The 26,996-nt window shown below is 71.9% G+C and carries 22 protein-coding genes; 12 read left to right on the top strand and 10 right to left on the bottom strand.

Going from position 1 to position 26,996, the window contains the following annotated elements; genetic code table 11:
• Positions 1-7 precede the first annotated feature (7 nt).
• The 9 genes from ACZ6B1_RS14560 to ACZ6B1_RS14520 all read left to right on the top strand — a co-directional run bounded on the left by ACZ6B1_RS14560 (position 8) and on the right by ACZ6B1_RS14520 (position 9,451).
• On the top strand, positions 8-607 hold the full coding sequence (locus tag ACZ6B1_RS14560) for an acyltransferase (protein WP_468778170.1): 600 nt from the start codon (positions 8-10) through the stop codon (positions 605-607).
• Positions 608-895: 288 nt separating this feature from the next.
• Positions 896-2,068 carry a hypothetical protein gene (locus ACZ6B1_RS14555; protein ID WP_468778168.1) on the top strand — a complete coding sequence of 391 codons (1,173 nt, stop codon included), beginning with the start codon at positions 896-898 and terminating at the stop codon, positions 2,066-2,068.
• Entirely contained in the window at positions 2,065-2,835 is a 771-nt protein-coding gene (locus ACZ6B1_RS14550; protein WP_468778166.1) for a WecB/TagA/CpsF family glycosyltransferase, read from the top strand. Before ACZ6B1_RS14555 ends, ACZ6B1_RS14550 begins: the two co-directional genes overlap by 4 nt.
• Positions 2,835-4,094, top strand: a complete 1,260-nt coding sequence (locus tag ACZ6B1_RS14545) for a nucleotide sugar dehydrogenase (RefSeq protein ID WP_366912030.1) — start codon at positions 2,835-2,837, stop codon at positions 4,092-4,094. The genes ACZ6B1_RS14550 and ACZ6B1_RS14545 overlap by 1 nt, the downstream gene beginning before the upstream one ends.
• A 3-nt stretch (positions 4,095-4,097) precedes the next feature.
• Complete coding sequence (gene wecB / locus ACZ6B1_RS14540; RefSeq protein ID WP_468778163.1) at positions 4,098-5,213, top strand: non-hydrolyzing UDP-N-acetylglucosamine 2-epimerase; 1,116 nt, start codon at positions 4,098-4,100, stop codon at positions 5,211-5,213.
• A gap of 51 nt (positions 5,214-5,264) precedes the next feature.
• Positions 5,265-6,155: a Wzz/FepE/Etk N-terminal domain-containing protein gene (locus ACZ6B1_RS14535; RefSeq protein ID WP_468778160.1), complete on the top strand. Its 891-nt coding sequence runs from the start codon at positions 5,265-5,267 to the stop codon at positions 6,153-6,155.
• Complete coding sequence (locus ACZ6B1_RS14530) at positions 6,118-7,605, top strand: oligosaccharide flippase family protein (protein WP_468778158.1); 1,488 nt, start codon at positions 6,118-6,120, stop codon at positions 7,603-7,605. Before ACZ6B1_RS14535 ends, ACZ6B1_RS14530 begins: the two co-directional genes overlap by 38 nt.
• A 308-nt stretch (positions 7,606-7,913) precedes the next feature.
• Complete coding sequence (locus ACZ6B1_RS14525; protein WP_468778156.1) at positions 7,914-8,648, top strand: hypothetical protein; 735 nt, start codon at positions 7,914-7,916, stop codon at positions 8,646-8,648.
• Between the two features lie 11 nt (positions 8,649-8,659).
• Positions 8,660-9,451: a glycosyltransferase family 2 protein gene (locus ACZ6B1_RS14520; protein ID WP_468778154.1), complete on the top strand. Its 792-nt coding sequence runs from the start codon at positions 8,660-8,662 to the stop codon at positions 9,449-9,451.
• A gap of 19 nt (positions 9,452-9,470) precedes the next feature.
• Here ACZ6B1_RS14520 and ACZ6B1_RS14515 read toward each other — a convergent pair whose 3' ends face one another.
• Entirely contained in the window at positions 9,471-10,382 is a 912-nt protein-coding gene (locus ACZ6B1_RS14515) for a glycosyltransferase family 2 protein (protein ID WP_468778153.1), read from the bottom strand.
• On the bottom strand, positions 10,379-12,406 hold the full coding sequence (locus tag ACZ6B1_RS14510; protein ID WP_468778151.1) for an O-antigen ligase family protein: 2,028 nt from the start codon (positions 12,404-12,406) through the stop codon (positions 10,379-10,381). Before ACZ6B1_RS14510 ends, ACZ6B1_RS14515 begins: the two co-directional genes overlap by 4 nt.
• 71 nt (positions 12,407-12,477) lie before the next feature.
• On the opposite strand from ACZ6B1_RS14510, the gene ACZ6B1_RS14505 reads away from it, so the two are divergent.
• Positions 12,478-13,134 (top strand): hypothetical protein, encoded by a 657-nt coding sequence (locus tag ACZ6B1_RS14505; RefSeq protein WP_468778149.1) that lies wholly within the window; start codon positions 12,478-12,480, stop codon positions 13,132-13,134.
• A gap of 17 nt (positions 13,135-13,151) precedes the next feature.
• Here ACZ6B1_RS14505 and ACZ6B1_RS14500 read toward each other — a convergent pair whose 3' ends face one another.
• From ACZ6B1_RS14500 to ACZ6B1_RS14465, 8 genes are all read right to left on the bottom strand, one after another.
• A complete protein-coding gene (locus tag ACZ6B1_RS14500; protein ID WP_468778147.1) occupies positions 13,152-14,198 on the bottom strand; it encodes a glycosyltransferase family 2 protein in 1,047 nt (348 codons plus the stop codon).
• Between the two features lie 70 nt (positions 14,199-14,268).
• Positions 14,269-17,874, bottom strand: coding sequence for a DUF4082 domain-containing protein (locus tag ACZ6B1_RS14495; protein WP_468778145.1), 3,606 nt, complete (start codon positions 17,872-17,874; stop codon positions 14,269-14,271).
• Between the two features lie 69 nt (positions 17,875-17,943).
• Complete coding sequence (locus tag ACZ6B1_RS14490; RefSeq protein ID WP_468778143.1) at positions 17,944-19,062, bottom strand: DegT/DnrJ/EryC1/StrS family aminotransferase; 1,119 nt, start codon at positions 19,060-19,062, stop codon at positions 17,944-17,946.
• Positions 19,059-19,769, bottom strand: a complete 711-nt coding sequence (locus tag ACZ6B1_RS14485; RefSeq protein WP_468778141.1) for an acetyltransferase — start codon at positions 19,767-19,769, stop codon at positions 19,059-19,061. The genes ACZ6B1_RS14490 and ACZ6B1_RS14485 overlap by 4 nt, the downstream gene beginning before the upstream one ends.
• Entirely contained in the window at positions 19,766-20,905 is a 1,140-nt protein-coding gene (locus ACZ6B1_RS14480; RefSeq protein WP_468778139.1) for a DegT/DnrJ/EryC1/StrS family aminotransferase, read from the bottom strand. The genes ACZ6B1_RS14485 and ACZ6B1_RS14480 overlap by 4 nt, the downstream gene beginning before the upstream one ends.
• Positions 20,902-21,903 carry an NAD-dependent epimerase/dehydratase family protein gene (locus ACZ6B1_RS14475; RefSeq protein ID WP_468778138.1) on the bottom strand — a complete coding sequence of 334 codons (1,002 nt, stop codon included), beginning with the start codon at positions 21,901-21,903 and terminating at the stop codon, positions 20,902-20,904. The genes ACZ6B1_RS14480 and ACZ6B1_RS14475 overlap by 4 nt, the downstream gene beginning before the upstream one ends.
• A gap of 11 nt (positions 21,904-21,914) precedes the next feature.
• Complete coding sequence (locus ACZ6B1_RS14470; protein WP_468778135.1) at positions 21,915-22,970, bottom strand: Gfo/Idh/MocA family protein; 1,056 nt, start codon at positions 22,968-22,970, stop codon at positions 21,915-21,917.
• Between the two features lie 26 nt (positions 22,971-22,996).
• Complete coding sequence (locus ACZ6B1_RS14465) at positions 22,997-24,304, bottom strand: sugar transferase (protein WP_468778132.1); 1,308 nt, start codon at positions 24,302-24,304, stop codon at positions 22,997-22,999.
• Positions 24,305-24,781: 477 nt separating this feature from the next.
• Between ACZ6B1_RS14465 and ACZ6B1_RS14460 the strand changes: the two genes are divergently transcribed.
• Positions 24,782-25,630, top strand: coding sequence for a glycosyltransferase family 2 protein (locus ACZ6B1_RS14460; RefSeq protein ID WP_468778130.1), 849 nt, complete (start codon positions 24,782-24,784; stop codon positions 25,628-25,630).
• Positions 25,631-25,656: 26 nt separating this feature from the next.
• Complete coding sequence (locus tag ACZ6B1_RS14455) at positions 25,657-26,991, top strand: MFS transporter (RefSeq protein ID WP_468778128.1); 1,335 nt, start codon at positions 25,657-25,659, stop codon at positions 26,989-26,991.
• Positions 26,992-26,996: the final 5 nt, after the last annotated feature.

The following is a 26,996-nucleotide window of genomic DNA, read 5'->3' as shown; positions in this document are numbered from 1 at the left end:
GTACCCGGTGAACACCAGGATCCAGCCCACCGCGCAGGTCGACGAGACGGCCGCGATCGGAGACGGCACGACGGTCTGGGATCTGGCCCAGATCCGGGAGGACGCCCGGCTGGGCAGCGGGTGCATCGTGGGCCGGGGGGCGTACGTCGGCCCCGGGGTGCGGATCGGCGACCACGTGAAGCTCCAGAACCACGCCCTGGTATACGAACCGGCGGTGCTCGGCGACGGGGTGTTCGTCGGCCCGGCGGCGGTGCTCACCAACGACCACTTCCCCCGTTCCGTGGACCCGGCGGGCCGGCTGAAGCGCGGTGGCGACTGGGAGGCCGTGGCCGTGGTGGTGGACGAGGGGGCGTCGCTGGGGGCCCGGTCGGTGTGTGTGGCGCCGGTGCACGTCGGCCGGTGGGCCCTGGTCGCGGCGGGTGCCGTGGTGACCAGGGACGTGCCGGACTTCGCACTCGTGGCGGGCGTGCCCGCACGCCGGATCGGCTGGGTCGGCCGGGCCGGCGTCCGGCTGGTGGAGCGGGAGGGCGAGCCGGGCTGCTGGGAGTGCCCCGAGACCGGCGAACGGTACGACGAGAAGGACGGCGAACTCGTCCCGCGCGCATGACCAGTTGATCTCCAGAAGTACCGGTCCCGATTCTCCCAAAACACCGTTCGTCGAACATGTACAGGCATAACATGTGTGCGAACTGTGCAGGCTCAGCACAGTGAGCACACGATTCGGCAGTGCCCGGGGGGGTTTTCAGAGTGGGGACATCTGTGCCTGAAACGAGGAGCGGCAGCCGCTCCGGCGCCTGACATCCGCATCGCCTTCACCTCGCCCGGCCGTTCGCGCCGCGGCGATCTCAAGTTTGCGCGAAAACGACACCCACAGGGGGGTTGGTGTGTCCGAACGATGACCATCACACGTCTGGCGGCGCTCGGCCGTGAGGAGCCGGCGCTGCTCACGCTCGCCCAACGACTGCTCACGGTCGCCGAGTCGGGGCTTCCGTCGATGCTGCTTCCCGGCAAGGAGGCCTTCGCCTTCACCATGGCCGGGCGCAGGTCACCCGACGGCTCCTGGACGCTGGAGCGGCGCGGGACCAGCACCCGGTACGCGGCCATCACCGCGCTCGGGGCCCGCTTCCTGCCCGAGGACCGCCAGCGTGCGGTGCTCGGCGGGCGCAGCGCCCAGGAGTTCACGGGTCTGCTCATCGAGTCCCTGCCCGCGGTGACCAACCTCGGTGACGCGGCGCTCATCGCCTGGGCCGCCGCCGACACCGCGCATCCCAAGCTGTCCGACGCCCTCGACCGGATGCGCGCCCTGGACGAGGAGGGCCGGCCGCAGTACACCGTCGAGGCGGCGTGGGTGCTGTCCGCCCTGGCGGCGGCGCACGGCACGGTCGACGTGGAGGGGCCGCTCAGCGCGGCCCGCGACCGTCTGCTGCGGGCCAGGATCGGGAACAGCCCGCTCTTCCCGCACGCCACCGGCCCCGGCCTGGTGTCCTGGTACCGGGCCCATGTGAGCTGCTTCGCGGACCAGACGTACCCGCTCCAGGCCCTGGCCCGGGCGCACGCCTGCGGCGACGGGGACGGCGATCCGGAGGCACTGGCCGCGGCCGAGGCCTGCGCCGCGCGCATCTGCGAGCTGCAGGGTGACGGCGGGCAGTGGTGGTGGCACTACGACGCGCGCACCGGCGGCGTCGTGGAGGGCTACCCGGTCTACAGCGTCCACCAGCACGCGATGGCGCCGACCGCCCTGTTCGACCTCGCCGACGCCGGCGGCACCGACTTCGCCGCGTCGGTCCGCAAGGGGCTCGGCTGGATGACGGACGTACCCGAACTGGCCGAACACCCGAGCAAGAAGGAGCCGTTGATCCTCGACGAGCTCGGCGTCACCTGGCGCAAGGTCTTCCGGGGCGACCCGAAGAAGGCCGTACGCGCCGCCCGGGGCCTGGGCACCCGGGTCGTTCCGAACCTCCGGCTGAGGCCCCTGGACCGGGTGTACCGCCCCGTCTCGGTGGACCGCGAATGCCGGCCGTACGAGTTCGGCTGGATGCTCCACGCCTGGCAGGGAGGCCGCGTATGAGCGGGCGTCAGTCCCTTTTCGGGGTCGAACTGGACCCGCTGACCATGGACGAGACCGTAGGGCGCTGCCTGGCCGCGGTCCGGGAGGGCCGGCAGCTCGAGATCGGTGTGGTCAACGCCGCGAAGCTGGTGAACATGCGGCGGGACAAGCGGCTCGCCGAGGCGGTGTCGGGCTGCGATCTCGTCCTCGCCGACGGACAGGCCGTGGTCTGGGCCGGCAGGCTGCTGCGCGCCCCGCTGCCGGAACGGGTGGCCGGTATCGACCTGTTCCTGCGGCTGCTGGCCGAGGCGGAGTCGGCGGGCATGTCCGTCTACTTCCTCGGCGCCCGGCAGGAGGTGCTGGAGCGGATGCTGGGCGAGGTGGCCGGCCGCTTCCCCGGCCTGAAGGTGGCCGGCAGCCGGAACGGCTACTTCGACGACTCCGAACAGGAGGCCGTCGCGGACGCGATCGCCCGCAGCGGCGCGCAGATGCTGTTCCTCGGCATGACCTCGCCCAAGAAGGAGATCTTCACCGCCGCGTACGGCGAGCGCACCGGCGCCCGCGTGGTGCACGGGGTCGGCGGCTCCTTCGACATCCTGGCCGGGGTCACCAGACGGGCCCCGGCGGCCTGGCAGCGGTGGGGCGTCGAATGGCTCTACCGCGCGCTGCAGGAGCCGCGCCGGCTGGGCCGGCGCTATCTCACCACCAATGCTGCCTTCGTCCTCATGACGGCGCGCGAGTTCATCCGGCGCACCCCGTCGCCCGCCTCCGCGAACAGGAGTCACTGATGCGCGTCGTCGTGGTCGGACAGGGATATGTCGGCCTGCCACTGGCCGTCCGGGCCGCCGAGGTCGGTCACGAGGTGATCGGCTACGACGTGGACTCCCGGCGGATCAAGAGCCTCGCCGCCGGTGAGTCGTTCGTCGAGGACGTCTCCTCGGAGCGGATCCGCGCCGCACTGGACAACGGCACCTACCGCCCCAGCGACGCGGCCCGGGACTGCGGCGGCTTCGACGTCGCCGTGGTGACCGTGCCGACGCCGCTGCACGAGGGCACTCCCGACCTGCGGTACATCAAGGAGTCGGCGGTCACCCTCGCCCGCTATCTGCGCCCCGGCGCCACCGTCGTCCTGGAGTCGACCACCTATCCCGGCACCACCCAGGAGCTGTTCGCCCCGATCCTGGAGGACGGCTCGGGCCTGACCGCGGGCCCCGACTTCCACCTCGGCTACAGCCCGGAGCGGATCGACCCCGGAAACGCCGTCTGGGGCTTCAAGGAGACCCCGAAGGTCGTGTCCGGAGTCGACGCGGCCTCGCTGGAGGCCGTGCGGGACTTCTACGGGCAGCTCGTCGACACCACCGTGCCGGTGCGCTCGCCGAAGGAGGCCGAGCTCGCCAAGCTGCTGGAGAACACCTTCCGGCATGTCAACATCGCGCTTGTCAACGAGATCGCGATGTTCGCCCACCACCTGGACATCGACGTGTGGCAGGCCATCGACGCCGCCTCCACCAAGCCGTTCGGCTTCATGAAGTTCACGCCCGGACCGGGTGTCGGCGGCCACTGCCTGCCGATCGACCCCTCTTACCTGTCGTGGCGGGTGCAGCGCGAACTCGGCCAGAGCTTCCGCTTCGTGGAGCTGGCCAACGACATCAACAACCACATGCCCGAGTACGTGGCACGGCGCATCAGCGACCTGTTCAACGAAAGACGCCGGTCCGTGAACGGCTCGAACATCCTGCTGCTGGGCCTGGCGTACAAGAAGAACACCGGTGACGCCCGCGAGTCGCCCGCTCTGCGCATCTCCCAGCTGCTGCTCGACATGGGGGCCCAGGTCAAGGCTGCGGACCCGCACGTGGTCGAGAGCCTGCCGGTGGACACCCGGCTGGTGCGGGTCGAGCCGGTGCCGGAGGAGCTGGCCGCCGCCGACGTGGTGGTCCTGCTCACCGACCACGACAGCTTCGACTACGAACTCATCGCCCAGCACGCCCGCTTCGTCCTCGACTGCCGCCGCCGGCTGTCGGCCGGGCCCACGATCGAGGTGCTCTGAACCATGCCCCGCATCGTCTGCGTCGCCGGTGCGCGACCCAACTACATGAAGATCAAACCGGTGATGGACGCGCTGGAACGCCGGGGCGCCGAGGTGATCCTCGTCCACACCGGTCAGCACTACGACCCGGCCATGAACGAGGTGTTCTTCACCGATCTCGGCATCCGGCCGCCCGACCACTTCCTCGGGGTCGGCTCCGGCAGCCACGCCGAGCAGACCGGACGCGTGATGACCGCCTTCGAGCCGCTGCTCGGCGAGCTGTCCCCGGATGTCGTCGTGGTGGTCGGCGACATCAACTCGACCCTGGCCTGCGCCCTGGTCACCGCCAAGGCGGGCCCGCTGCTGGCCCATGTCGAGGCCGGACTGCGCAGCCGTGACTGGAGCATGCCGGAGGAGGTCAACCGGGTCGCCACCGACCGGGTCAGCGACTATCTGCTGGCCCCCTCCCCCGACGCCGCCGGGAACCTGCGCGCCGAGGGGTACCGGGACGACCAGATCCACCTGGTCGGCAACGTCATGATCGACACGCTGCTGGCCAACCTGGAACGGGCCCGCGCCTCGGACGTCCTCGACCGGTACGGCCTGGCCAGGGGGGAGTACGGCCTGGTCACCCTGCACCGCCCCGCGAATGTGGACGACCCCGAGGTCCTGACCGGGCTCCTGAAGGCCCTGGGAGAGATCGCCGGCCGCTGCCCGCTGCTGCTGCCCGTGCACCCGCGGGCCGCCGAACGGCTGGCCGGCATCGGCGTCCCCGGGGGCATCCGGCTGGTGCCGCCCGCCGGGTACCTGGACTTCATCGCGCTGCAGGACTCGGCCCGCCTGGTGCTGACCGACTCGGGCGGCGTGCAGGAGGAGACCACCGCGCTCGGCGTGCCCTGTGTGACCCTGCGGGACAACACCGAGCGGCCCGTCACCGTGGAGCAGGGCACCAATGTGCTGGCGGGCCGGGATCCGGCGCGCATCGTGTCCACCGTGAACCGGGTGCTGGGCGATCCGCCCGCGCCACGCCGGCCGGAGCTGTGGGACGGCCACGCGAGCGACCGCATCGCCGACGTGCTGCTGGAGGGAGGCACCGCGAGCAGCCGGCCGAGGCCCACCGACCAAACATCCACCATATGATCCGCTTGCAACATATGCTCATCGGGGGTCGGGGCGTGAGGGGGGACCACCATGGATCTCGCTGAGATCTTCCGGGTCATGCGCAGGCGCTGGTACGTCCTGCTGCCCGGACTGCTGCTGACCGCCGCGCTGGCGGTCGGTGTGGCACTGGTGGTCCCGGTCACCTACCAGTCGCAGAGCACGGTGGCCCTTCTGAACTCCCAGAAGGCCACCGTGGCCTACGACGGCAACCCGTTCCTCAGCACCCAGACCTCGCTCACCGGCATGGCCGACAGCCTGGCCCGCAACCTCAACTCCGACGGCTCCCTGCGGGAACTCAAGTCCCGTGGCGCCAAGGGCACGTTCGAGGCCAAGCTCGCCGACAACGCGCAGGGGCCGCTGATGTGGCTCACCGTCACCGGCACGGACAAGGACGCCGTCCTGGCCTCGGACCGCATCCTGACGGCGTACGCCAAGGAGCGGCTGGACCAGTTCCAGAAGCAGCAGTCGGTCGCCCCGAAGGCCATGATCCGCATGACCACGATCGTGCCCCCGCAGAACCCGGTGGCGCAGACCAAGACCCGGCTGGAGTACCTGGTCATGGCCGGAGGCCTGGGCCTGGTGCTGAGCCTGGCCGCCGCCTTCTACGTGGAGGCGCGCCGCCGGCCGCGCCCGCGGGCGCGCGCGGAGGAACCCACGCTCACGGCCGCCGCTTCCGGTCCGGCCGCCGTCTCCGGTCCGCCCGCCGCCGAGACCGCGGCCGGGGGTTCGGCCGCGGAATCGGCCGTGGAACGGACGATCGCACTCAGGACGCCGCCCAGCTGGTCGCGGTCCGCCGAGAACAGGCCCGCCGCGGAGCCGGGGGCCGGACGGCCCGCCATGGCCGTGGCGCCCGCCGCCGAGCCGCTCGACGAGGAGTCGACTCATGGACAGCGTTCGCACACCGGACAGCGAGACCGCTGAGCCGGGCGACACCCCCGCTCCCCCCTCCCTCGGGCGCAAGGTCCGTTCCGCGGCCCGCTGGAGTCTGATCAACACCGTGGTCATGCGCCTCGGCAACTTCGCCACCGGCATCCTGCTGGCGCGCTTCGCCCTCGGCCCCGCCGAATGGGGCGTCTACGGCATAGCCCAGACCGTGCTCCTGGTCCTGCTCTCCGCGAACGAGCTGGGTGTCGGCCTGGCCATCGTCCGCTGGGACGGAGACCCGCGCCGCTTCGCGCCGACCGTGCTGACCCTGGGCACCGCGTCCAGCGTCCTGCTGTACGCCGCCATCTTCGTCTCGGCGCCGACGGTGGCCGGGCTGCTGGACTCGCCCGGGGCCTCGGGCGTGCTGCGGGTGATGTGCCTGTGCCTGGTGCTGGACGGGGTGGCCCAGGTCCCGGCCGGCTACCTGACCCGGGAGTTCGCCCAGGGCAAGCGGATGGTGATCGACGCGCTCAACTTCGTCCTCAGCACCGCCGTGACACTGGTGCTGGCCTTCGACGGCTGGGGCGCGATGAGCTTCGCCTGGGGAGCGGTGGCCGGCAACGTCGCCGCGCTGGTGGGCTGCGCGCTCGCCGCCCCCGGCCTGCTGCGGTTCGGCTGGGACCCCGGGCAGGCCCGCGCCCTGCTGAGGTTCGGGCTCCCGCTGGCCGGCGCGAGCCTGCTCGCGCTCGCCGTCGTCAACGTGGACACCATGGTCGTCGGCTCGTCCCTCGGCTCGGTCGCCCTCGGCTTCTACGTCCTGGCGTTCAACATGTCGGGCTGGCCGGTGCGGATCATCTCCGAGGCGGCCCGCCGCGTCTCCTTCGCCGGCTTCTCCCGCCTGGCCGGCTCGCCGGAGGCCCTCGCGCAGGGCTTCAGCCGTGCCCTGGGCGTGCTGGTCACCGGCACCGTCCCGCTGTGCGTGCTGCTCGGCGGGCTGGCCGAGCCGGTCGTCCGTCTCGTGTACGGGAGCACGTGGGTGCCCGCCGCCTCGGCGCTGCCCTGGCTGATGGCCCTGGGGCTGGTCCGGATCGGCTGCGAACTCGCCTACGACTGCCTCGTCGCCGCCGGACAGCGTCGCTCCCTCATCCTCGTCCAGGGTCTGTGGGTCGTCGCCCTCGTCCCCGTCCTCGTCGCGGGCGCCCGCCTGGACGGCATCGTCGGCGTCTCCCAGGGACACGTCATCGTCGCGGCCGGTCTTGTCGTCCCCGCATTTCTGTACGCCCTCGGCCGGGCCGGGATCGGCCCCGCCCACATCGTCAGGGCCTGTACCTGGCCCTTTCTCGGGGGAGCCGTGATGGCACTGGTGACCATCGCCGCGAAGCGGCTCCTCGGCGACGGCACCGTCGCCCTCTTCGTCATCGGCGCCACCGCCCTGGCCTGTTATGTGGTGTGCGTCCTGCCCAGCCGCCGCTTCCTGCTCGGCACCCCAACCCCGGAGGCCGCGTGACCAGGCTTCGCCAACTGCTCGCCGTACTGGCCCTGTTACTCTGCGCCGCGTGTGCCTCGGGCGCCGACGCCGCACCGTCCGCCCAGGGCCCCTCCCGCGGCACCTCCCACCCGCCTCCCCCGGCGTCCGGGGCCCCCTCGTCGCCTGAAGCCCGCTCACCGTCCCCGGTCGGCTCCTCGCCCGGGAGCCCCTCGCCCCGCGCGGGGTCCGCGCGGCCCGCGGCACCGGCGGCGCAAGCCGAAGCCGGTTTCCCCGACGCCCGCTCCACCGGCCCCCGCATCCCGCTCAAGCCGCACTCCACGGGGAACATGAGCATCAAGACCGACGGCACCGTCATCAGAGGGTGGGACATCACCGGCTCACTCGACGTCTACGCGGACGACGTGACCATCATCGACTCGAGGATCACCTCCACCAACTGGTGGGGCGTGAACCTGCGTCCAGGGCACAGTGGTCTGAGGGTCCTGCACAGCACCATCACCGCCGTCCCCGGCAAGGGTCCCGACAACGGGGGCGTGGACTACGCCGTCTCCAACATGGGCGTCAGCTCCATCGAGGTGGGCTGGTGCGACGTCTCCGTCTTCGGCAACGCCCTCTCCATGGGACAGGGCGACATCCATGACAACTACGTCCACGACCTGGTGCCCTTCCGCAACACCGGCGGCGAGTGGCAGCACACCGACGCGGTGATCAGCGGCGGGAGCAACAAGGGCAGCCTGGTCATCCGGCACAACACCCTGCTCAACTCCGTCCCCGTCGACCAAGGGGCCTCGGCCGCCGTCGGTCTCTTCGCCGACACCGGCCCCGTCTCCAACACCGTCATCGACGGCAATCTGCTGGCCGGCGGCGCCTACGCCCTGTACGGGGGCGGCGAGGGCGCCACCGGGATCAGGGTCACGGACAACGTCTTCTCCACGCGGTATCACCGCAACTCCGGCCACTACGGGGCCGTCACCGCCTGGAACGCCGGCGGAGCCGGCAACGTCTGGCGCGGCAACCGGTTCACCCACGGGCACTCGATCGCCCCCGAGCAGGCCGGCTGAGGAAGAGGATGATGAGACGTATCGCCCGCGCCCCCTGGGAACTGCTCAAGCGCGCCTTCGGCTGGCTCGTCCTGTTCGAGCTCCGCAACAAGGTCCTGCTCGCCCCCTCCGCGCTGCGGCTGCGCCGCGTCGAGACCGCCGAGACCCGCCGCCTCGCGGCCGCCACCGCTCCCCCGCCGACCGCCCTCGTCGCGACGGTCATCGCCACCCACCGCCGCCCCGACGAGCTGCGGGCGGCCGTCCGCTCGGCGCTCGACCAGACCGTCCGCGACCAGGTCGTCATCGTCGTCGACGACGGCGCCGGCCTCCCCGGACTCCCCGACGACCCGCGGCTGTTCGCCGTCTCCCTGGCGCGCAACACCGGAGTGGCCGGTGTGGTGCGCAACGTGGGCATCCGGCTGACCCGCTCGCGGTACGTGGCCTTCCTGGACGACGACAACCTGTGGGAGCCCGACCATCTGGAACGGGCGCTGGCGGTGCTGGAGGCGCCCGGCGGGCCGGACGGCGTCTACACGGCGCTGCGCCGCGTGCTGCCGGACGGGACCGAACGGGACGTCCTGTCCGTGCCGTTCGACCGCCGCCGGTCCGCCCGGGAGTCCTTCCTGGACACCAACGCCTTCGTCGCTCGGCGCGTCAGGGCCCTGCGCTTCAGCCGGCTGCGCCGGACCCCGGAGGTGCTGCCCCGTGAGGACTGGGAGCTGGTCCACCGCTACAGCCGCGGCCACACCGTGCGCCACGTACCGCACGCCACCGTGCGGTATCTGGTGAACCCCGGCAGTTTCTACACCACTTGGTCCGCCTGAGCGCGGTACCGGCCGCGCCTCAGGGCCCGGGCGTGACCCGCAGCGCGCCCGGCCTGAGCAGCGCGGCCGCCGCCGCCCGGCTGGCCCTCCTGCCGAGGGCCGCGCGGGACGCCTCGCGCAGGAACACGGCCGCCCGGAAACATACCGTCGCGCCTCGCCCGTGGCGCCGCCCGTACAGGCGCACGCGGTTGAGTGTGAGCAGGGTCCACAGCCGGGGCGAGACCCGGGAGTCGCCGCCGAGGTGAACCGCCTCGGCCGTCGGCTCGAGCTGGGTGGCGTAGCCGTGGTCCCGCGCGCGCAGGCAGTACTCGGTCTCCTCCGAGTAGAGGAAGAACGACTCGTCCCACGGGCCGCAGGCGGCCAGGCAGCCGGCCGAGACGGCCATGAGCGCGCCGGTCGCCCAGTCAGCGCGCGTGGGCCGGGCGTAGGCGGCGGGGTCGGTGACCAGCTCGCTCAGGCGCGGGAAGCGCCCGGCCCTGCGGTTGCCGATCAGGGCCTCGCCGAGGGCCCGGGTCACGCTCGACTCGCGGCGCAGCGAGTGCAGGGGCGCCTCCCGGCCGTCCTCGTACAGGAGGGGGACGGCGATGCCCACCTGGGCACCGAGGGTGTCGAGGAGGCGCTTGGCGCAGCCCTGCCGCATCCGGATGTCCGGGTTGCAGACCAGTACGGCCGCGTATCCGCCCTCCCACTCACCGGCGGCCTTCAGTGCCGCGTTGACCCCGGCGGCGTACCCGGCGTTGCGTCCGGTCTGGACGACCGTGGCGTCGGGTGCCAGTGACCGGAGCACCTCGACGGTGTCGTCGGCGGAGTCGTTGTCGGCGACGACGAGCCGCCAGTCGAGTCCGGCCATGCCCTCGGGCAGCGCGGCGAGGAACCCGGGCAGCACCGGCGCGCTGTTCCAGGTGACGACGATGACGGCGACGGGGCTCATCGGGACTCCACGAGTTGGGGGAGCTGGGGTTCGGAGGTCTTGACGGCGGCCGGCGCGGCGGCGGTGGACGCCTCGCCCCGGACGAAGCCGAGCAGGCTGCCCCCCGCCCCCAGCAGCAGGAAGAACAGGCCGGCGAACATCGGGAAGCTGAGCGAGTCGAACGTGGCGCTGACGACGAGCGCGACCAGCGACGAGGCGAAGAACGCCTGCCCCAGTTCGCGGTCGGCCTCGGTACGGGCCAGCCTTCGGACGGCACCCCCCTGGTGGATGCCGGCGATGAACAGGACGAGCATGGCGAGGAGTCCGAGCGCGCCCATCTCGGCCAGGGTCAGCATGTACTGGTTGTCCGTGAAGAAGTACAGGTCCGGGGTGAAGGTGCCGAAGCCCCGCCCGAACAGCGGATGTTCCTCCAGGTAGGGGACGATCGCGCTGTACTTGACCGTACGGGCCTGGGTGCTGCTGTCGGAGTTGGACAGGAACGACGCGAACAGGCCGGTGATCGTGCCGATCAGACCGGGGACGAGCACCTTGAAGACGGCAACGGAGGCCGTCATCACACCGATCGCGGCCCAGCGCCGGGCAGGCTTCCAGCGCGGCACCATCACGAGGGCGACCAGCAGCAGGCCGATGATAGAGGTCCGCGACACGGTCAGGGGCAGCGCTCCGGCGATGAGCAGCACCGGACCCCAGCGGCGCGTCCAGTGGAGATGACGGCGCACCGGATCGAAGGCCTGCTGGATGGCGAAGGGCAGCAGGATCGCCAGCATGCCGCCGAACTCGAGCGGCTGTGCGGTGGTGGCCCGAGGCCGGGTGAAGGCACCGCGGTCCATGACGCTCACCTGGGCGACGCTGGTCTGCAGGCCCGGGATGTGGATGGAGTCGGCGATGTTGGTGCCCGAGAAGAAGTCGTAGAAGCCGATCGCGGCGACGACGGAGCCCAGCACCACCACCCGGCGCATCAGGACGTCGAGCCGGCCGCGCTCCTGCACGCCCGCCGAGGTCAGGACGACCAGCGACACCCACACCAGGAAGCCGATGAGCCCGCGGTCGGCGCCCAGGACCTCCGCGTGCGAGCTCTCCCGCGCCGCGTCGGAGACGTACGCCGCCAGGACGGCCAGCCCGAGCACGCACATCGCGACGCGCGCGAGTCTGGTTCCCGGCGCGGGCAGGACGCGTCCGCCGAGCCAGGTGGCGAGATACCACAACAGGCCGAGCAGGGCGAAGACGTTGGCGGGGGTGCCGACGCCGCCGAGGGCGGGCAGGGCCAGGTTCGACGGGATGAAGAATGCCAGCACCAGGTAGACCGTGAGGATCGCCGTGGCGTCGACCCGCCGGCCGAGCAGTCCCCTCCGGCCCCGGCTGGGAGCACGGGCGTCCCGGGCCCGCGGGGCGGCGCTCCTCGCGGCGTGCCGCCGTCGGCGGACCACCGCGACGCCCTCCATCAGGATCGACAGGAGGAAGGCGCTGACGACACCGAGGATGACGACGGCCGCGATGTCCTGGTAGCGGTTCTTCGACTTCGCCACCGGGGTCTGCGGCAGGACGACGGGCGCCGTCTGCACGAAGTACGCGGGCGGGACCTTGGCCGCGGCCTGCAGGGCCTTCAGCTGCTCGCCGGCGAACTCGGTCAGGGTGTTGGTCTCCTTCAGCACCTTCGCCCGGTCGGTCCCGGTCACGCTGAGCGTGAGCAGCGGGCTGTCGGCCGTCGGCGCGAAGCCGGCCGTGTAGGGGTCCGTGACGCCCCGGCCGCGCAGCTCCTTCGCGGCGTCGTTCGACTCCAGGGTCCTGATCAGCACGTCGGCCGTGACGATGAGCGAACCGCCCGCGTTCGAGATGGGGTTGCCGAAGGTGGGGGGCAGCCGGGAGACCGCCGAGGAGTCCAGCAGGGTCACCGAGCTCTGCGACTGGTAGGAGACGGGGACGGTCACGTACAGGTATCCGCCGCAGACCAGGCTGAGCAGGGTGAGGGGCACCACGAAGTACCAACGTCTGCGCAGAATGGCCCAGATCTCACCAAGACTCATGAACCATCCCCCCATTCGGTGGCATCCCGCCGCGCGTCCTGCCAGTATCGGGGCTGACGGAAGGATCTCGTATGTCGCCCGGGAACGTCGCCGACGCACTGCTCCGCCGCTGGTACGTGGTGCTGGCCGCGCTGCTGCTGACGACCGCCGCGGCGTACCAGGTGGTGCGTCCCGCGCCGCAGTACACCGGGTCCGCGGTCGTCGTCCTGAAGCCGCCGGTGACCCGGAACCAGCCCAACCAGCTCACCAATCTGCAGCCGCCGCTCGCCCTGGTCTCCTACGGGGTCGTGCAGCAGCTGGCATCCCCGGCCGGGGCACGGGAGTTGAAGGCGGCGGGAGTCCAGGGGACCTACGGTCTCGTCCCCCGCAACAGCGGCACCAGCGCGACGCCCCGCTATCTGATCCCCTCCCTGCAGATCCAGTCGCAGGCATCCGGGCCGGATGCCGCCGTGACGGCGGTGCGCCGCATCATCGACGTATACACCAGGCACGTCGAGGAGATGCAGTCGGCCCAGCGGGTGCCCGCCGGTTCGCGGATCACCGCCTCCGTGCTGACCTCGCCGAGCGCCGCCGAGGTACGGGGCGACCGGAGCCGGGGCCTGGCCGGCACGGGCCTGCTGGGCCTGGCCGGCGGCGTTCTCGGCGCGCTGTGGCTCGACCGGTACGTGATGAGCCGTCGCGAGGCCGCGCCCGGCCGGCACGCCGGACCGGTCCCCGCGGCCGGCTGAACCGAACTGATCGCTCATCAGATACCGCGGCGCTTCCACGACTCCCACCACAGCCACTCCCGGCCGCGTTCGGCCACGGCCGACAACACCAGCGGCTGGAGATACGGCATCGCCTTCGGCCCGATCCGCCGTCTGAGCCGCAGCGCGCGGTACTCCGGCAGCGCCGCGTACCCCGGCAGGCACTCCTCGGCGAAGGCCACGCACTCGTCGACCGGAACGGCCTCGGTGCGTCCTCGGTCATAGGCACGGTAGGCCCGGCGCAGCGCGAAGCGGGCCAGCCGGGTGTGGACCTCGTCGGCGAGGCGGTCGGCGTGCGGCAGCCGGTCGGCGCATTTGGCGAGCACCGAGTCGAAGGCCACCAGGCGCTGGCGCAGGTCGTCGAGCTGACCGCCGAAGTCCGTCGTGGACATGTTCTTGCCGTGGACACGATAGAAGGCCTGGTCGGCACCGCGTACGTAGCCGACGTCGGCGTGCGCGGCGAGCCGCATCCACATCTCGATGTCGCCGGCGTGCGGCAGCGCCGGGTCGTAGCCGCCGACCTCGCGCTGGAGGCTGGTGCGGACGACGACCTCCGGCGAGGTGATGCAGCCGGTGCCCTCACGGAAGCGCCGCTCCAGCCACCAATGCCCGGGATAGACGACCGAGCCGGTGCCGCGGGTACGGGCCGGCGGCAGCGGCCCGCCGTGCTGGAAGCGCAGCGGACGCCCGTAGGCGAACCCCGCCTCGGGGTGGGCGTCCAGCAGCGCGGCGGCCCGCACCAGGGCGCCCGGCACCAGCCGGTCGTCGGCGGAGAGCAGGGCGACGTAGGTGCCGTCGGCCCATTCCAGCAGGCCCTCGTTGTAGGTGGCGATATGGCCCTTGTTGGTCTCGTGGACGCGGACCTCGATCCGCGGGTCGGAGGCGGCCAGCTTGTGCGCGATCTCCGCCGAGTCGTCGGGCGAGGCGTCGTCGATGATGAGGACCCGGACGTCGACGCCGTCCTGTTCGTCCAGGACGCTGCTCACGCAGTCGGCCAGGAAGTGGCCGTACTTGTAGCAAGGGATCACAACACTGACGCTGCTCATGGGTGGGAATGCCAATCCCCGGTGGTGGCCCCCGGGTTCGCGGGGGCCACCACCGGTGCGCTGTGACGGGTCAGTTCTTCTTCTTGTGGACGGTCCTGGCGGTCAGGGTCCAGCTACGGGACTTCACCGCGTGGCGGTGCCTGTCCCTGGCCGTGACCGTGACCTTGAACCGGGTGCCGTCCGGCAGCGGGGCGGACAGGTGCACGGACACCTTGTGGCCCGCCCGGTCGTAGGAGGTGACGGCCGTGACATGGAGCTTCCTGGCCGCCGCCGCCCGGGGGCCGGACAGGACGGTCACGGTCGCCTTGACGGACGACACCGCGCTCCTCGCGGGCAGGGTGGTGACGAGCGGGCTGCCCGCGTCGGCGGTGTGCGTCAGCGTGGCCGCGTTGTCCTCCGAGGCGCCGGGCGCCGCCAGGGACGCGCCCGGGTTGTCGGCGGTGAAGACCGGGCCCACCCAGTAGTTCGCGGATCCGTAGGAGCCGTTGGGGAAGGCCGGGTCGGCGCCGTACCGGTAGAGCCCGTTGTGGTGCGTGGTGGTGTCGGCGGTGCCGGTCAGCGGATAGGACTGGTGGGCCGCGGCGAAGTAGCCGCCGTCGACCGCGTAGTGGCCGTTCGGCGCGTGGTAGGAGACGACGTACCGGGTGTCGGCGCTGATGGCCACCGGGGTGGTGAAGGTCATCCGCTGCCAGCCCGCGGCCGTCTCGCCGGTGAAGGTGCCGGTGGCCAGCAGGGTGCCGTCGTCGGACCACAGGCTGCCGGTGTGGGTGCCGGTGTTGCCGGTGCCCTTGTAGAAGGTGACACCGGTGACCCAGCCGCTCGTCGAGGACGTGAACCGGGTGCCCAGCTCGACGGAGTTGGTGTCACCGCTCATGTCGGTCGTGGCGGGTACGGTCGAGGAACTCCACAGCGTGCAGGGGCAGGTGACCGCCGGCGGGGTGGTGCTGGTGGTGAAGGTCCAGCTCACCGGGTCCGCCATCGCGTTGCCCCACAGGTCGGAGGCCTGCACGGAGGCGGTGTACGTGGTGTGCAGCGCCAGTTCCGTCGACGGGGTGAAGGTCGCCTTGTTGGACGCGGGGAGCGCCCAGGTCCCCGGCACGGTGTCGCCGTCCGGGTCCTTCACGGTGAAGGTCAGGCTGTCGGCGTCGACGGCCGAGCTGAAGACGGCCGACACCGGTGCCGTGATCGACACCCCGGTCGCCCCGGACGTCGGGGAGGTCGAGGTGACGGTGGGCGGCGTGGTGCTGGCCGTCGAGGTGTCCAGCACCACGTCGACCCAGTAGTTGCTGCCCGAGGACTGCGAGGACGGGAAGGCGCTGCTGGAGCCGTAGTGGTAGACGCCGTTGCCGCCGTCGGTGCCGGACTTCAGGGCAGTGAGCGGGGCGAGGCCCGCGTCACCGCCGGAGAAGTAGCCACCGTCGTAGGAGTAACCGCCGTTGGGGGCGAAGTACGAGGCGACGTACGTGGTGTTGGCCTTGACGCTCACCGGGGTGGAGAAGTTCAGCTGCTGCCAGCCGGAGGCCGTCTCGCCGGTGAAGGTGCCGGTGGCCAGACGGGTACCGGAGGCGCTCCACAGGCTTCCGGTGTGGGTGCCGGTGTTGACGGGCGACTTGTAGAAGCGGACACCGGTGATCGAACCGGCCACCGTGGTGCGGAACTTGACGCCGAGCTCCACCGAGCTGCCGTCACCGCCGTTGACGGTGCCGGGCACGGCCGAGGCCGGCCAGACGGTGCAGGGGCAGGCCTGCGGACCGACGGTGAGCGCGACGGTGTTGACGGCGCCGATGTTGACGCTGTCGTCCACCGCGCGGACCTTGACGGACGCGGCGCCGGGGGTGGTCGGGGTCCAGGTGTACTTCCAGGACGCGAGGCCGGTGGCGGCGTTCCAGGTCTTGCCGCCGTCCGTGGACACCTCCACCCGGGCCACCGCGCCGCCGCCGGAGTCGGTGGCGGTGCCCGTGACGGTGACCGGCTTCAGCGCCGGGACGGTGACCCCGGAGGCCGGGGCCGTCACGGTGACGGCCGGGCCGGTGGTGTCGGTGGTGGCCGTCGCGGCGACGAGGTTGCTCTGCCGGGTCAGCGGCTGGACACCCATGTCGGCGAGGATGTTCAGGGTCGCCTGCTGCATGCGGGCGTCCTCGGTGACCACGGTGTCGTCGGGGTCGTACGTCGGGATGTTGGTCAGACCCCACGACCACTGCACGGTCGCCGCCCCGAACACCAGGGCGCCGGAGTCCTGGTCGCGGAACTCGACGAGGTTGTGCGTCGCCGTGCCGTTGCCGTAGACGTTGCCCCAGTCCATACGGAGCTTGCCGTCGTTGATGTCCACCGTCGTGGACGACACGTCGATCGCCCCGGCGGGCCGGGTGCTGTTGTCGATGTCGCTGTCCCACTCGTAACCGAGGGTGCCCGCCGGGAAGGTGGCTGTCTGGCTCGACGTCAGGTTGGCGACGGAGGTGTTGCGCCAGATCCGGTTCTTCCCGTACGAGCCGGGGACGGTGATGGCGTCGCTGCGGTAGCCGTTCACCGTGAACATGGAGCCGGTGAGGATGTTGGGCGGCTGGTAGTCCTGCCCGTACTGGGTACTGGCGGGGTCCATCCAGGTGCCGGTCCAGGTGCCGCTGGGGTCGGCGACGCCGTTGTTCTGCGCCATCTTGGTCATCTTGTAGCAGACCATGGTGCGGTTGGCCGTGTTCGCGCCGTCGATGCTCGGGGTGAGCCGGGTCTTCCAGAAGACCTCGTTGCCGCTGAAGAAGCCCTGCCGGACGCCGGCCTTCCGGGCCGCGAGGACGTTGGAGTACTGGCTCTGCGTCCAGTACTCGTCATGGCCGGAGGACAGGTACACCTTGTGCTTCTTCAGCAGGGTGGCGCCGTTGGCCGACACGTCCACACCGGACAGATAGCTGACGTCGTAGCCGTTGCGTTCCAGCCAGGACAGCATCATGTACTCGGAGCCGTAGATGCCGTTGTCGCCGCCGATGTCCAGCGGACGGTTGTAGCTGACCTCGTAGGCGCGGCCGTCCGGAGCGGGTCCCGCGCCACCGTAGAGGTCCTGGCCGCCGTAGTCGTTGTAGGCCTGCCAGGTCTGGTCGCTGGTCTGCACGACGATGTCGGAGGTGCTGGAGTCGTTGCGGACCACGAACGGGTACGGCATCAGGCCGTCGCCGTCCGTCTGGGTCAGGTTCGCGATGTACAGGCCGGAGACGGCGTCGCTGGGCACCGTCCAGTTGGCGGTCACCGGCCAGTTGCCGCAGTCGACCAGGCCGGTGCTGCTCTTCTTGGTGCAACTGGCGGGGTTGGTGAGGTAGTTGGCCGGGTAGGTGACGGCGGCCTGGGCCGCGGTGGACATCTCGCGCGCGCCGTCGCCGCCGTACCAGCCCAGGCGGTAGATCTCGATGTGGTAGGGGACCTTCGACTGCACCTTGAACTGCACGGTGTCACCGGCCTGGACGCTCTCCTTGGTGGAGAAGCCCTTGATGTCACCGTAGGCGTTGGGCGAGAACCAGTCGGACTTCGGGCTGCCCGGCTTGGAGTTCTCGCAGACGACGGGATTGGAACCCGTTCCGCACGGATCGGAGGCTGCCAGGGCGGTCCCCGCCTGCGGGAGCACCGCCCAGATCAACGCTGCTACGACGGCGAGGCGGCTGCCCCGGATCCGTCTGCTCCATTTTTTCATGTGTACCTCTCACGGTGCTGTGCAGGACCGACCCGTGCGGTCGGGGTGGAGCCGTGAAGCCGTGACCGGTCAGCCGCGCAGGGCCCGGGCGAGTGCGTCCACTACGCGCTGCTGCTGGTCGGGGGTGATGTGCGGGTGGAGCGGGAGCGAGAGGATCCGCTCCGCCGTCCGCTCGGCGTTCGGGAAGTCGCCCGGGGAGTGGCCGAGATGGCGGTACGCCGGGGTCAGGTGGACCGGTGCCGGATAGTGCACCCCGGCGCCGATGCCCTCCGCGTTCAGCTTGCCGACGATGTCGTCGCGGTCGGCCCCGTCGACCTGGAGGACGTAGAGGTGCCATACGTGGACGTTGCCGGGCGCCGTCACCGGGAGCACGACCCGCCCGACCGCCGCGAGGCCGGCGAGCAGCTCGTCGTAGCGGGCCGCGGCCGCCCGGCGGGCCGCGTTGCCTGCCGCGAGGCGCTTGAGCTTCGCCCGCAGCACGACGGCCTGCAGCCCGTCCAGCCGGCTGTTGAAACCGGGGACCTCGTGGCGGTACTTGGCGACACCTCCGTGGTTCGCGATGGCCCGCACCAGGCCGGCCCGCTCCTCGTCGTCGGTGAGCACCGCGCCCGCGTCACCGTAGGCACCCAGGTTCTTCCCCGGGTAGAAGCTGGTCGCCGCGATGCCGCCGCTGCCCGGCGACCGGCCGTCGCGGGTGGCGCCCTGGCACTGGGCGGCGTCCTCGACCACCCGGACCTGCTCGGGCAGTCGGCCGGTCAGTTCCGTCACGTCGGCCATCTGGCCGTAGAGGTGGACCGGTACGACCGCGCGGGTGGCCGGGCTGACCGCGTCCAGCGCGGCCCGCGGGTCGAGCAGGTAGGTGTCGGGCAGGCAGTCGGCGAGGACCGGCCGGGCGCCGGTGCGGGCCACCGCGCCCGCGGTGGCGATGAACGTGTTGGCGGGCACCACGACCTCGTCGCCGGGCCCCACCCCGCTCGCGCGCAGGGCGAGTTCGACGGCGTCCGTGCCGTTGGCGACACCGACGCAGTGCGCGACGCCGCCGAAGTCCGCGTACTCGCGCTCGAACAGGCGGACCTCCTCGCCGCCGATGAAAGCGGTGCCCGCCAGGACACGTTCGAAGCCGGCCCGTACCTCGTCGGCGACCTCGTCGTGGGCCGCCTTGAGGTCCACGAGCGGAATCTGGTTCATGTGACTGGTCCCCCCAGTGCATGCGTCGCGAAGTCGTCCTCCGGCGACGCGAGTTGGTCGAGCGCGGGCGCGTCCGCCGCGCGCAGCCGCCGGGCCGGGCTCCCCACCCAGACCTCGCCCGGCGGCACATCGCCGAGCACGGCGCTCCCCATCCCGATCAGCGACCAGGCGCCGACCGTCGTGCCTTCCCTGATCAGGGCGCCGGAGCCCAGATAGGCGCCCCGCTCCACCCGTACGCCCCCGCCCAGGCGGACGCCGGAGGTGATGGTGGCGCAGTCCTCGATCACGTCGTCATGGGTGAGGACGGCCTGCGGCATGACCGCGACATGCGCGCCCACCCGCACGGCGGCGGTCAGCGCGCAGTGCGCGAGCAGGACCGAGCCGGGGCCGACCTCGGACGTCCTCGACACCGAGGCCGTCGGGTGGACCACCGTGGCGTAGCGGTCCGCCGGCAGGGCGAGCCGGCGGACCAGCCGGGCACGGGCCGCGTAGTCCCTCGGGTTGCCCACGCAGACGACCACGCGGGCCCGGGGCAGGTCGTGGACCAGGTCGCAGCCGCCGAGGACGGGGACGCCGTCCACCTCGGTTCCGTGCAGGGCGGTGTTGTCGTCGAGGTGCCCGAGCAGCTCGGTGCCGCCCGCGTCCCGTACGGCCTGCGCGGTCTCCCGGGCGAAGCCGCCGGCGCCGATGATCAGCAGTCCGTTCATCTTCGGGCCTGTTCGCGCAGTGCCGTGACGACGCGGTCCTGCTGGGCCTCGGTCATCGTGTGGAACAGCGGAAGGATCAGCGAGTCGCTGCTGATCCGCTCGGTGACCGGCAGCGGTGCGCTGGGATGGCCGGCGTAGGCGGGTTCGAGGTGGGCCGCCATGATCCCGCGCCGGGCGGAGACTCCGGCCCCGGCGAGCGCGGCCAGCAGGTCGTCCCGGCCGACGGGGAAGTCCTCGTCCAGGAGCACCCAGTAGGACTGGAAGTTGCTCTGCCCGTGGGCGGGGTCGCGGACCGGGGTGAGGCCGGTGACATCCCGCAGCAATGCGTCGTAGCGGGCGGCCAGTTCGCGGCGGCGGACGATCATCGCGTCGAGCTTGCCGAGCTGGACCAGGCCGACCGCGGCCTGGATGTCCGTCATCCGGTAGTTGTAGCCGACCTCGAGGTAGCTCTCCAGGACCGGCTTGGTGCTCGCATGGCGCTGGGCCGCCGAGGCGTTCATCCCGTGCTCGCGCAGCCGGCGCAGGCGCTCGGCCCACTCGGCGTCGTCGGTGGTGACCATGCCGCCCTCGCCGGTGGTGACGACCTTGCGGGGGTGGAAGGACCAGGCGGCGATCAGCGCGCCGTGCCCCACGGGCTTGCCGCCGACGGTCGAGCCGATGGCACACGCCGCGTCCTCCACCAGCGGCAGGTCCCAGTCGGCGCAGGCGGCCCGCAGGGCGTGCACATCGGCCGGTACGCCGCCCTGGTGGACGGTGAGGACGGCCCTGGTGCGGGGGGTGCGGACGGCGTCGACGGTGGCCGTGGTCAGGTTGCCGGTGGCCGGCTCGACGTCGGCGAACACCGGCTCGGCGCCCACGTAGCGGACGGCGTTGGCGGTGGCGATGAACGACAGCGACGGCACCACGACCTCGTCGCCGGGCCCGAGGCCGAGCGCGACGAGGGACAGGTGCAGGGCGGTGGTGCACGAGCTGACCGCGACGGCGTGCTCGGCGCCCACCCGCTCCGCGAAGGCCCGCTCGAACGCGGTGACCCGGGGGCCCTGGGCGACCCATCCGGAGAGGACGGCCTCGGAGGCTGCCCGGGCCTCCTCCTCGCCGAGCCAGGGGATCATCACCGGGATGCGGTCGGTGCTCACTGGGCGGCCTCCCCCGCGGCGCGCTCCGCGCGCCACCAGTCGACCAGGTCCCTGAGGCCGGTGCGCAGATCGATCCGCGCGGTGAAGCCGAGCCGTTCGGCGGCGCGCGTGGTGTCCGCCAGCCGCCGGACCACCCCGTTCACCGCGCGGGCGGGCCCGTGCTCAGGCTCCAGGCCCTGGGCCCCCATCGCCTCGAGCAGGCCCTGGGCGAGCTCCTTGAGCGAAGTCTCCGTACCGCTCGCGATGTTGAAGACCTCGTCGGTCAGATCCGCCTCGGCGGCCAGCACGTTGGCCCTCGCGATGTCCCTGACGTCGACGAAGTCCATGGTCTGGCTGCCGTCGCCGAGGATCAGCGGCGGCTCGCCCGACTCGATGCGCTCCATCCAGCGGATGAGCACCTCGGTGTAGAGGCCGTGGATGTCCATCCGTGGGCCGTAGACGTTGAAGTACCGCAGCGCCACGTAGTCCAGGCCGTACATGGCGTGGAAGCTGCGCAGCATGCCCTCGTTGAAGGCCTTGGCCGCGCCGTAGAACGTGTCGTTGTTGTACGGGTGATGGCGTTCGGTCGTCGGGAAGTCCTCGGCCATGCCGTAGACGGAGGCCGAGGACGAGGCGATCACCTTGCCGACCCCGGCCTCGACCGCCGCCTCCAGGACGTTGAAGGTGCCGTCGACCATGACCTCGTTGGCGAGCCGGGGCTCCTCCGCGCACTGTGTGATGCGGATCGCGGCGAGGTGGAACACCAGGTCGGCGCCGTCGGTGGCCTTCCGCACCGCGGCGGCGTCACGGATGTCGCCCTCGACGACCTCGACGACGCCGCTGCGCAGCGCGCCGGCCAGATTGCCCATCCGGCCGCGGACGAAGTTGTCCAGCACGACGATCTCGCGGGCACCGCCCTCGGTCAGGAGGTCGACGAGATTGGACCCGATGGTCCCCGCCCCCCCGGTGACCAGGATCTTCTTGCCCCGTACGCTGCTCAACTGAAGTGCCCTCTCCATCGGTGGAACTGTCAATGCCCGGCGCGCAGGCCGACGACCGCGCCCCGGAACTCCAGGCTCCGGGAGGCCGCTTCGAGAATGTCCAGCACGCGAAGACCCGCCCGGCCGTCGGTCAGCGCGGCCCGCCCGCCGCTGATCGCGTCGGCGAACTCGTCGACCATGCTGCGCAGCGCTTCCTTCTCGCCGATCGCGGGGGCGACCATGTCCCCCGAGCGGTAGGAGACGAGCATCTCCCGGCGCTCGTCCGCGCCGATCTCCTGCGGCGCGGCCAGGTCCACCCCGCGGTCGTAGACCGCGACGCGCTGCACCGGGTTGAGGTCGTCCCAGATCAGGGTGCGCTTGGAACCGCCCACCATGGTGGTGCGCACCTTGGTCGGGGAGAGCCAGTTGACGTGCACGTGGGCGATGGCCCCCGTGTTGAGCTGCAGCGTCAGATAGGCCACGCAGGCCTGTCCCGCCCCGATCGGGTCGGCGCCGTGGGCGGCGACGGCGACCGGCTCGACGTTGTCGGGGAGGATGAAGTCCAGGATCGACAGGTCGTGCGGGGCCAGGTCCCACAGGACGTCGATGTCCTTCTGGACGAGGCCGAGGTTGATCCGGACCGAGTCGACGAAGTGGATCTCGCCGAGTTCACCGGAGCGGACCATGTCGCGGATGCGGCCCACGGCGGGTGTGTAGCAGTAGGTGTGGTCGCACATGAGGGTGAGCCCGCGCTCCTCCGCCTCGGCGACGAGGCGCATCCCGTCGGCGTAGGTGGCCGCGAGCGGCTTCTCCACCAGGACGTGCTTGCCGGCGCGCAGTGCGGCCAGGGCGATGTCGAGGTGGGTCCCGGCGGGGGTGGCCACGGCGACGGCGGCGACGGCGGGGTCGGCCAGGACGGCCGCGTAGTCGGAGGTGGCCTGGACCGTCGAGTAGCCGCCGAGGACCCGCTGGGCCCGGTCCACGTCGAGGTCGCACAGCCAGCGCAGCCGGAACCGCTCGCTGGCCTGGAAGTTGCGTACGAGGTTGGGGCCCCAGTAGCCGGCCCCGACGACCGCGACCCCCAGCGGATCCGTGGTCTGCGTCACTGTGTTGTTCCTCTTCCTTCGGTCCATCAGTAGGCCCCCGCTCCGCGCACCACGGCGGACCCGGTGCGCAGCAGGATGGTCAGGTCGAGGCCCATCGACCAGTTGTCCACGTATCCGAGGTCGAGCCGGACCGCTTCGTCCCAGGGCAGGTCGGAACGGCCGCTCACCTGCCACAGCCCGGTGAGTCCGGGCTTCACGAGCAGCCGGCGTTTGATGTCCGGCGTGTACTCCTCGACCTCCTCGGGCAGCGAGGGGCGGGGACCGACGAGCGACATGTGGCCCCGCACCACGTTGATCAGCTGCGGGATCTCGTCGAGCGAGCTGCGGCGAAGCAGCGAGCCGACCCGGGTGATCCGCGGGTCCTCCTTCACCTTGAACAGCAGGCCGTCACTGTTCTCATTGAGGTGCTCCAGTTCCGCCCGCAGGGCCTCGGAGTCCTGCCGCATCGTGCGGAACTTCAGCATGGTGAAGTGGTTGCCGTAGCGGCCCACCCGGCGCTGCCGGAAAAGCGCGGGACCGGTGCTGTCCAGCCGGACGACCAGGGCGATCACCAGCATGGGCGGCAGGAGCACCGCGAGCAGCGCCGCGGCGAGCGTCCGGTCCAGCAGTTCCTTGGGCAGCCGGGAGGCCCGCGAGAGGTTCGGTGCCTGTATCCGCATCAGCGGGACCCCGTTGGTGGGCCGTACCACCAGGCGGGAGGCGGACACGTCGGTCAGCACGGGTGCCAGCAGGAAGTCGACGTCCTGCACGGCCGCCGTCCAGGACATCCGGCGCAGGACGGAGGCGTCGAACTCCGGCGCCGGCAGCGCCACGACGGCACCGATGCCCGTGGCCCGTACGACGTCGTTCATGTCGCCGATCCCGCCGAGGACGGGGAGCCCCAGCTCACGGATCGCGACCGCGTTCTCCGGGTCGCTCAGGCACACGCCGGCGACCTGCAACTCTTTCGCGCCGCCCGCCCTGCGCAGCACGGCGACCAGTTCGACGATCCCGTGCGACGGCCCGACCAGGAGTGTCGTGGTGCGGTCCCGGCCCCGTGCCCAGCGCCGGTGCAGCCGGCGGCGGAGCGCGTACCGGACCGCCAGGGCGATCGCGGCGGCCGGGACCGCGGCCGCGATCATGTCGTGCAGCAGCCCCAGGTCGCGTGCGAACAGCCAGTACGCACACGCGGCCAGCGCCGGCAGGGCGACGGCCCCGCGCAGCACCCGCAGGTACTCCTCGGTCCCCAGGCCCAGGGCGCCCCGGTCGTAGGAGCGATGGGCCAGCATCGCCGCGATCCACATCGGCGGCAGTACCAGGGCCACCGTCCAGCGGCCGTAGGCCCCGTGGATCACTAAGGCCGCGGCTACGGCCGCCAGGCCGTCCGCGACCAACAGGACCGTTCGGTACTTCCGTTCCCAAGGTCTTCGGCGCGCTTCTGGACTCCTGTGATCCAGAACCACCTGCTCATGCGTGACCTCAATGGTCATGCCCCCCCCACCACATGCGCGGCTACCCCTGACCGAGCGATGCGGACATACGGTCGCAAGTCCGCGGCCAGGGCCGGAACAGCGCCGGTGTGTCTCCTCAACACAACGGCGCCGGAAAACCAGGGAGCGGTCAGCGGTTCCCCAACCGTCTTGCGCGCCCTGCATGTTGGCTGTTGCCTGTGCCGTATCCGGCTTACGAATCCGCTACTTGACCTGTCGTCAGGTGCGGATGTCCCTCCCAAACCGGCCCGGCGGACCTCAATCTAGACCACGGGACGCAGTCGCGGGAACAGTTGGACGAAACACACGGCGCAATGACGACACCGACGGCATACTGCCCGGGTGACGAGCATCGTGATCCCGGCCCACAACGAGGCGCGCGTCCTCGGCCGGCTCCTCGATTCGCTGCTGGCGGACCCCTCCGGGGACGAGACCGACATCGTGGTCGTGTGCAACGGCTGCACGGACGACACCGCGCGCATCGCGGCCCAACGCGGCCCGCGCGTACGGGTGGTGGAGATCCCGGTCCCCTCCAAGCACGCGGCCCTGCGGGCGGGTGACGAGCACGCGCGCGGCTTCCCGCGGATCTACGTGGACGCCGACGTCGTGATCACGGGCGCCGACGTACGGGCGCTGGCCGGGCCCCTGGACGACGACGCCTCCGGCGTCCTCGCCACCGCCCCCGAACGGCAGCTCCCGCTGGCCGGCTGCGCATGGCCGGTGCGCGCCTACTACCGCGTGTGGCAGCGGCTCCCGGCCGTGCGCGAGGGGCTGTTCGGCCGGGGCGTCATCGCGGTCTCCAAGGCCGGGTACGCGCGGATCGCGGCGCTGCCGCCGCTGATGGCGGACGACCTGGCCGCGTCCCTGGCCTTCGCCCCCGAGGAGCGGCTCGTGGTCGGTGCGGCCCGGGTCGTGGTCCACCCGCCGCGCACCTGGCCGGATCTGGTCAGGCGGCGGATCCGGGCCGCGGTGTCCACCGCCCAGGTCGAGCGGCACCAGGAACCGCGGGAGGCGTCGGCGCGCACCAGCAGGGCGGATCTGCTGGCCGTGGTCCGTGAGGAACCGGGGCTCCTCGCGGGTGTTGTGGTCTTCGTCGCCACGGCGGTCGTCGCCCGGTGGCGGGCCCGGAAGGCCATCGAGGCGGAGGACTTCGGCACCTGGCTGCGGGACGAGAGCAGCCGGCAGAACTGATCGCACCGCACCTGGAGTCCCCGATCATGTACCTCACCGACCGCTCCACCCCCGCCCGGGCGGACACCGAGCGGGACCGGAGACGCGGCCCCGGACGCGGGGTCGCCCCGGTCGTGCTCGTGCTCGGCACCGTCAGCCTGATCACCGACATCTCCTCGGAGATGGTCACCGCCGTCCTGCCGCTCTATCTGGTCAGCCGACTCGGCTTCAGCCCGCTGGGGTTCGGCACCCTCGACGGTGTCTACAACGGCGTCAGCGCCCTGGTCCAGCTCACCGGCGGCCACCTCGCCGACCGGGTGCGCAACCACAAGCTGATGGCCGGGCTCGGCTACGGCCTGTCCGCGCTCTGCAAGCCGCTGCTGCTGCTCGCCGGCAGCCTCGGCACGCTCGGCACGGTCCTCGCCCTGGAACGCACCGGCAAGGGCCTGCGCACCGCCCCGCGCGACGCGATGATCTCCCTGTCCACGCCGGCCGCGAACCAGGGCCGGGCCTTCGGCGTGCACCGGGCGATGGACACCACCGGCGCGATGCTCGGCCCGCTCGCCGCCTTCCTCATCCTGCGCGCGGCGGCCGACGGCTACGACGCCGTGTTCGGGGTGAGCGCCTGCGTCGCCGTGCTCGGCGTGCTGGTGCTGGTGCTGTTCGTGCCCGGCCGGCGGCGGGAGGCGCGGACGGACGGCATGGGCGGAACAGGCGAGCCGGACGGTTCGGACGCAACCGGCGAGCCGGGCGGGCTGGACGGTGCCGGCGGTCCGGACGGCAGGCCGCCGGTCCGGGTGCGCGAGGCACTGGCGCTGCTGCGTCTGCCGCGCCTGCGGGCGCTCGCCGGCTGCGCCGCACTGCTCGGTCTGACCACCGTCAGCGACGCCTTCGTCTACCTGCTCCTGCAACGCCGCGCGGGCATCGGCGAAGAGTGGTTCACGCTGCTGCCGCTGGGCACCGCCGCGGTGTTCCTGCTGCTCGCCGTGCCCGCCGGCGCGCTGGCCGACCGGATCGGGCGGCGCACCGTGTTCCTCGCCGGGCACGTGGGCCTGCTCATCGCCTACGCCCTGCTGCTGTGGGCGCCGGCCACGCCGGTCCTGGCCCCCGCCGTACTCGCCCTGCACGGCGCGTTCTACGCGGCCACCGACGGTGTGCTCCCGGCCGCCCTCGCCGGCGTCGTGCCGGAGGAGCTGCGCGCCAGCGGCCTCGCCATCGTCGGCACCAGCCAGGCGCTGGCCCGGTTCTGCTGCTCACTGGCCTTCGGCGCCGCCTGGACGGTGTGGGGCGACGGCCCGGCGCTGGCCGGTTCGGCGGTGGGCCTGCTGGCCTGCGCCGCCGTCGCGGGCCTGGTGCTGCGGCCGGCCGACGGGACCCGATGACCACC

It is taken from the genome of Streptomyces sp. NPDC041129 (assembly GCF_055592265.1).
This window is presented reverse-complemented; position numbering and strand designations above follow the sequence as displayed.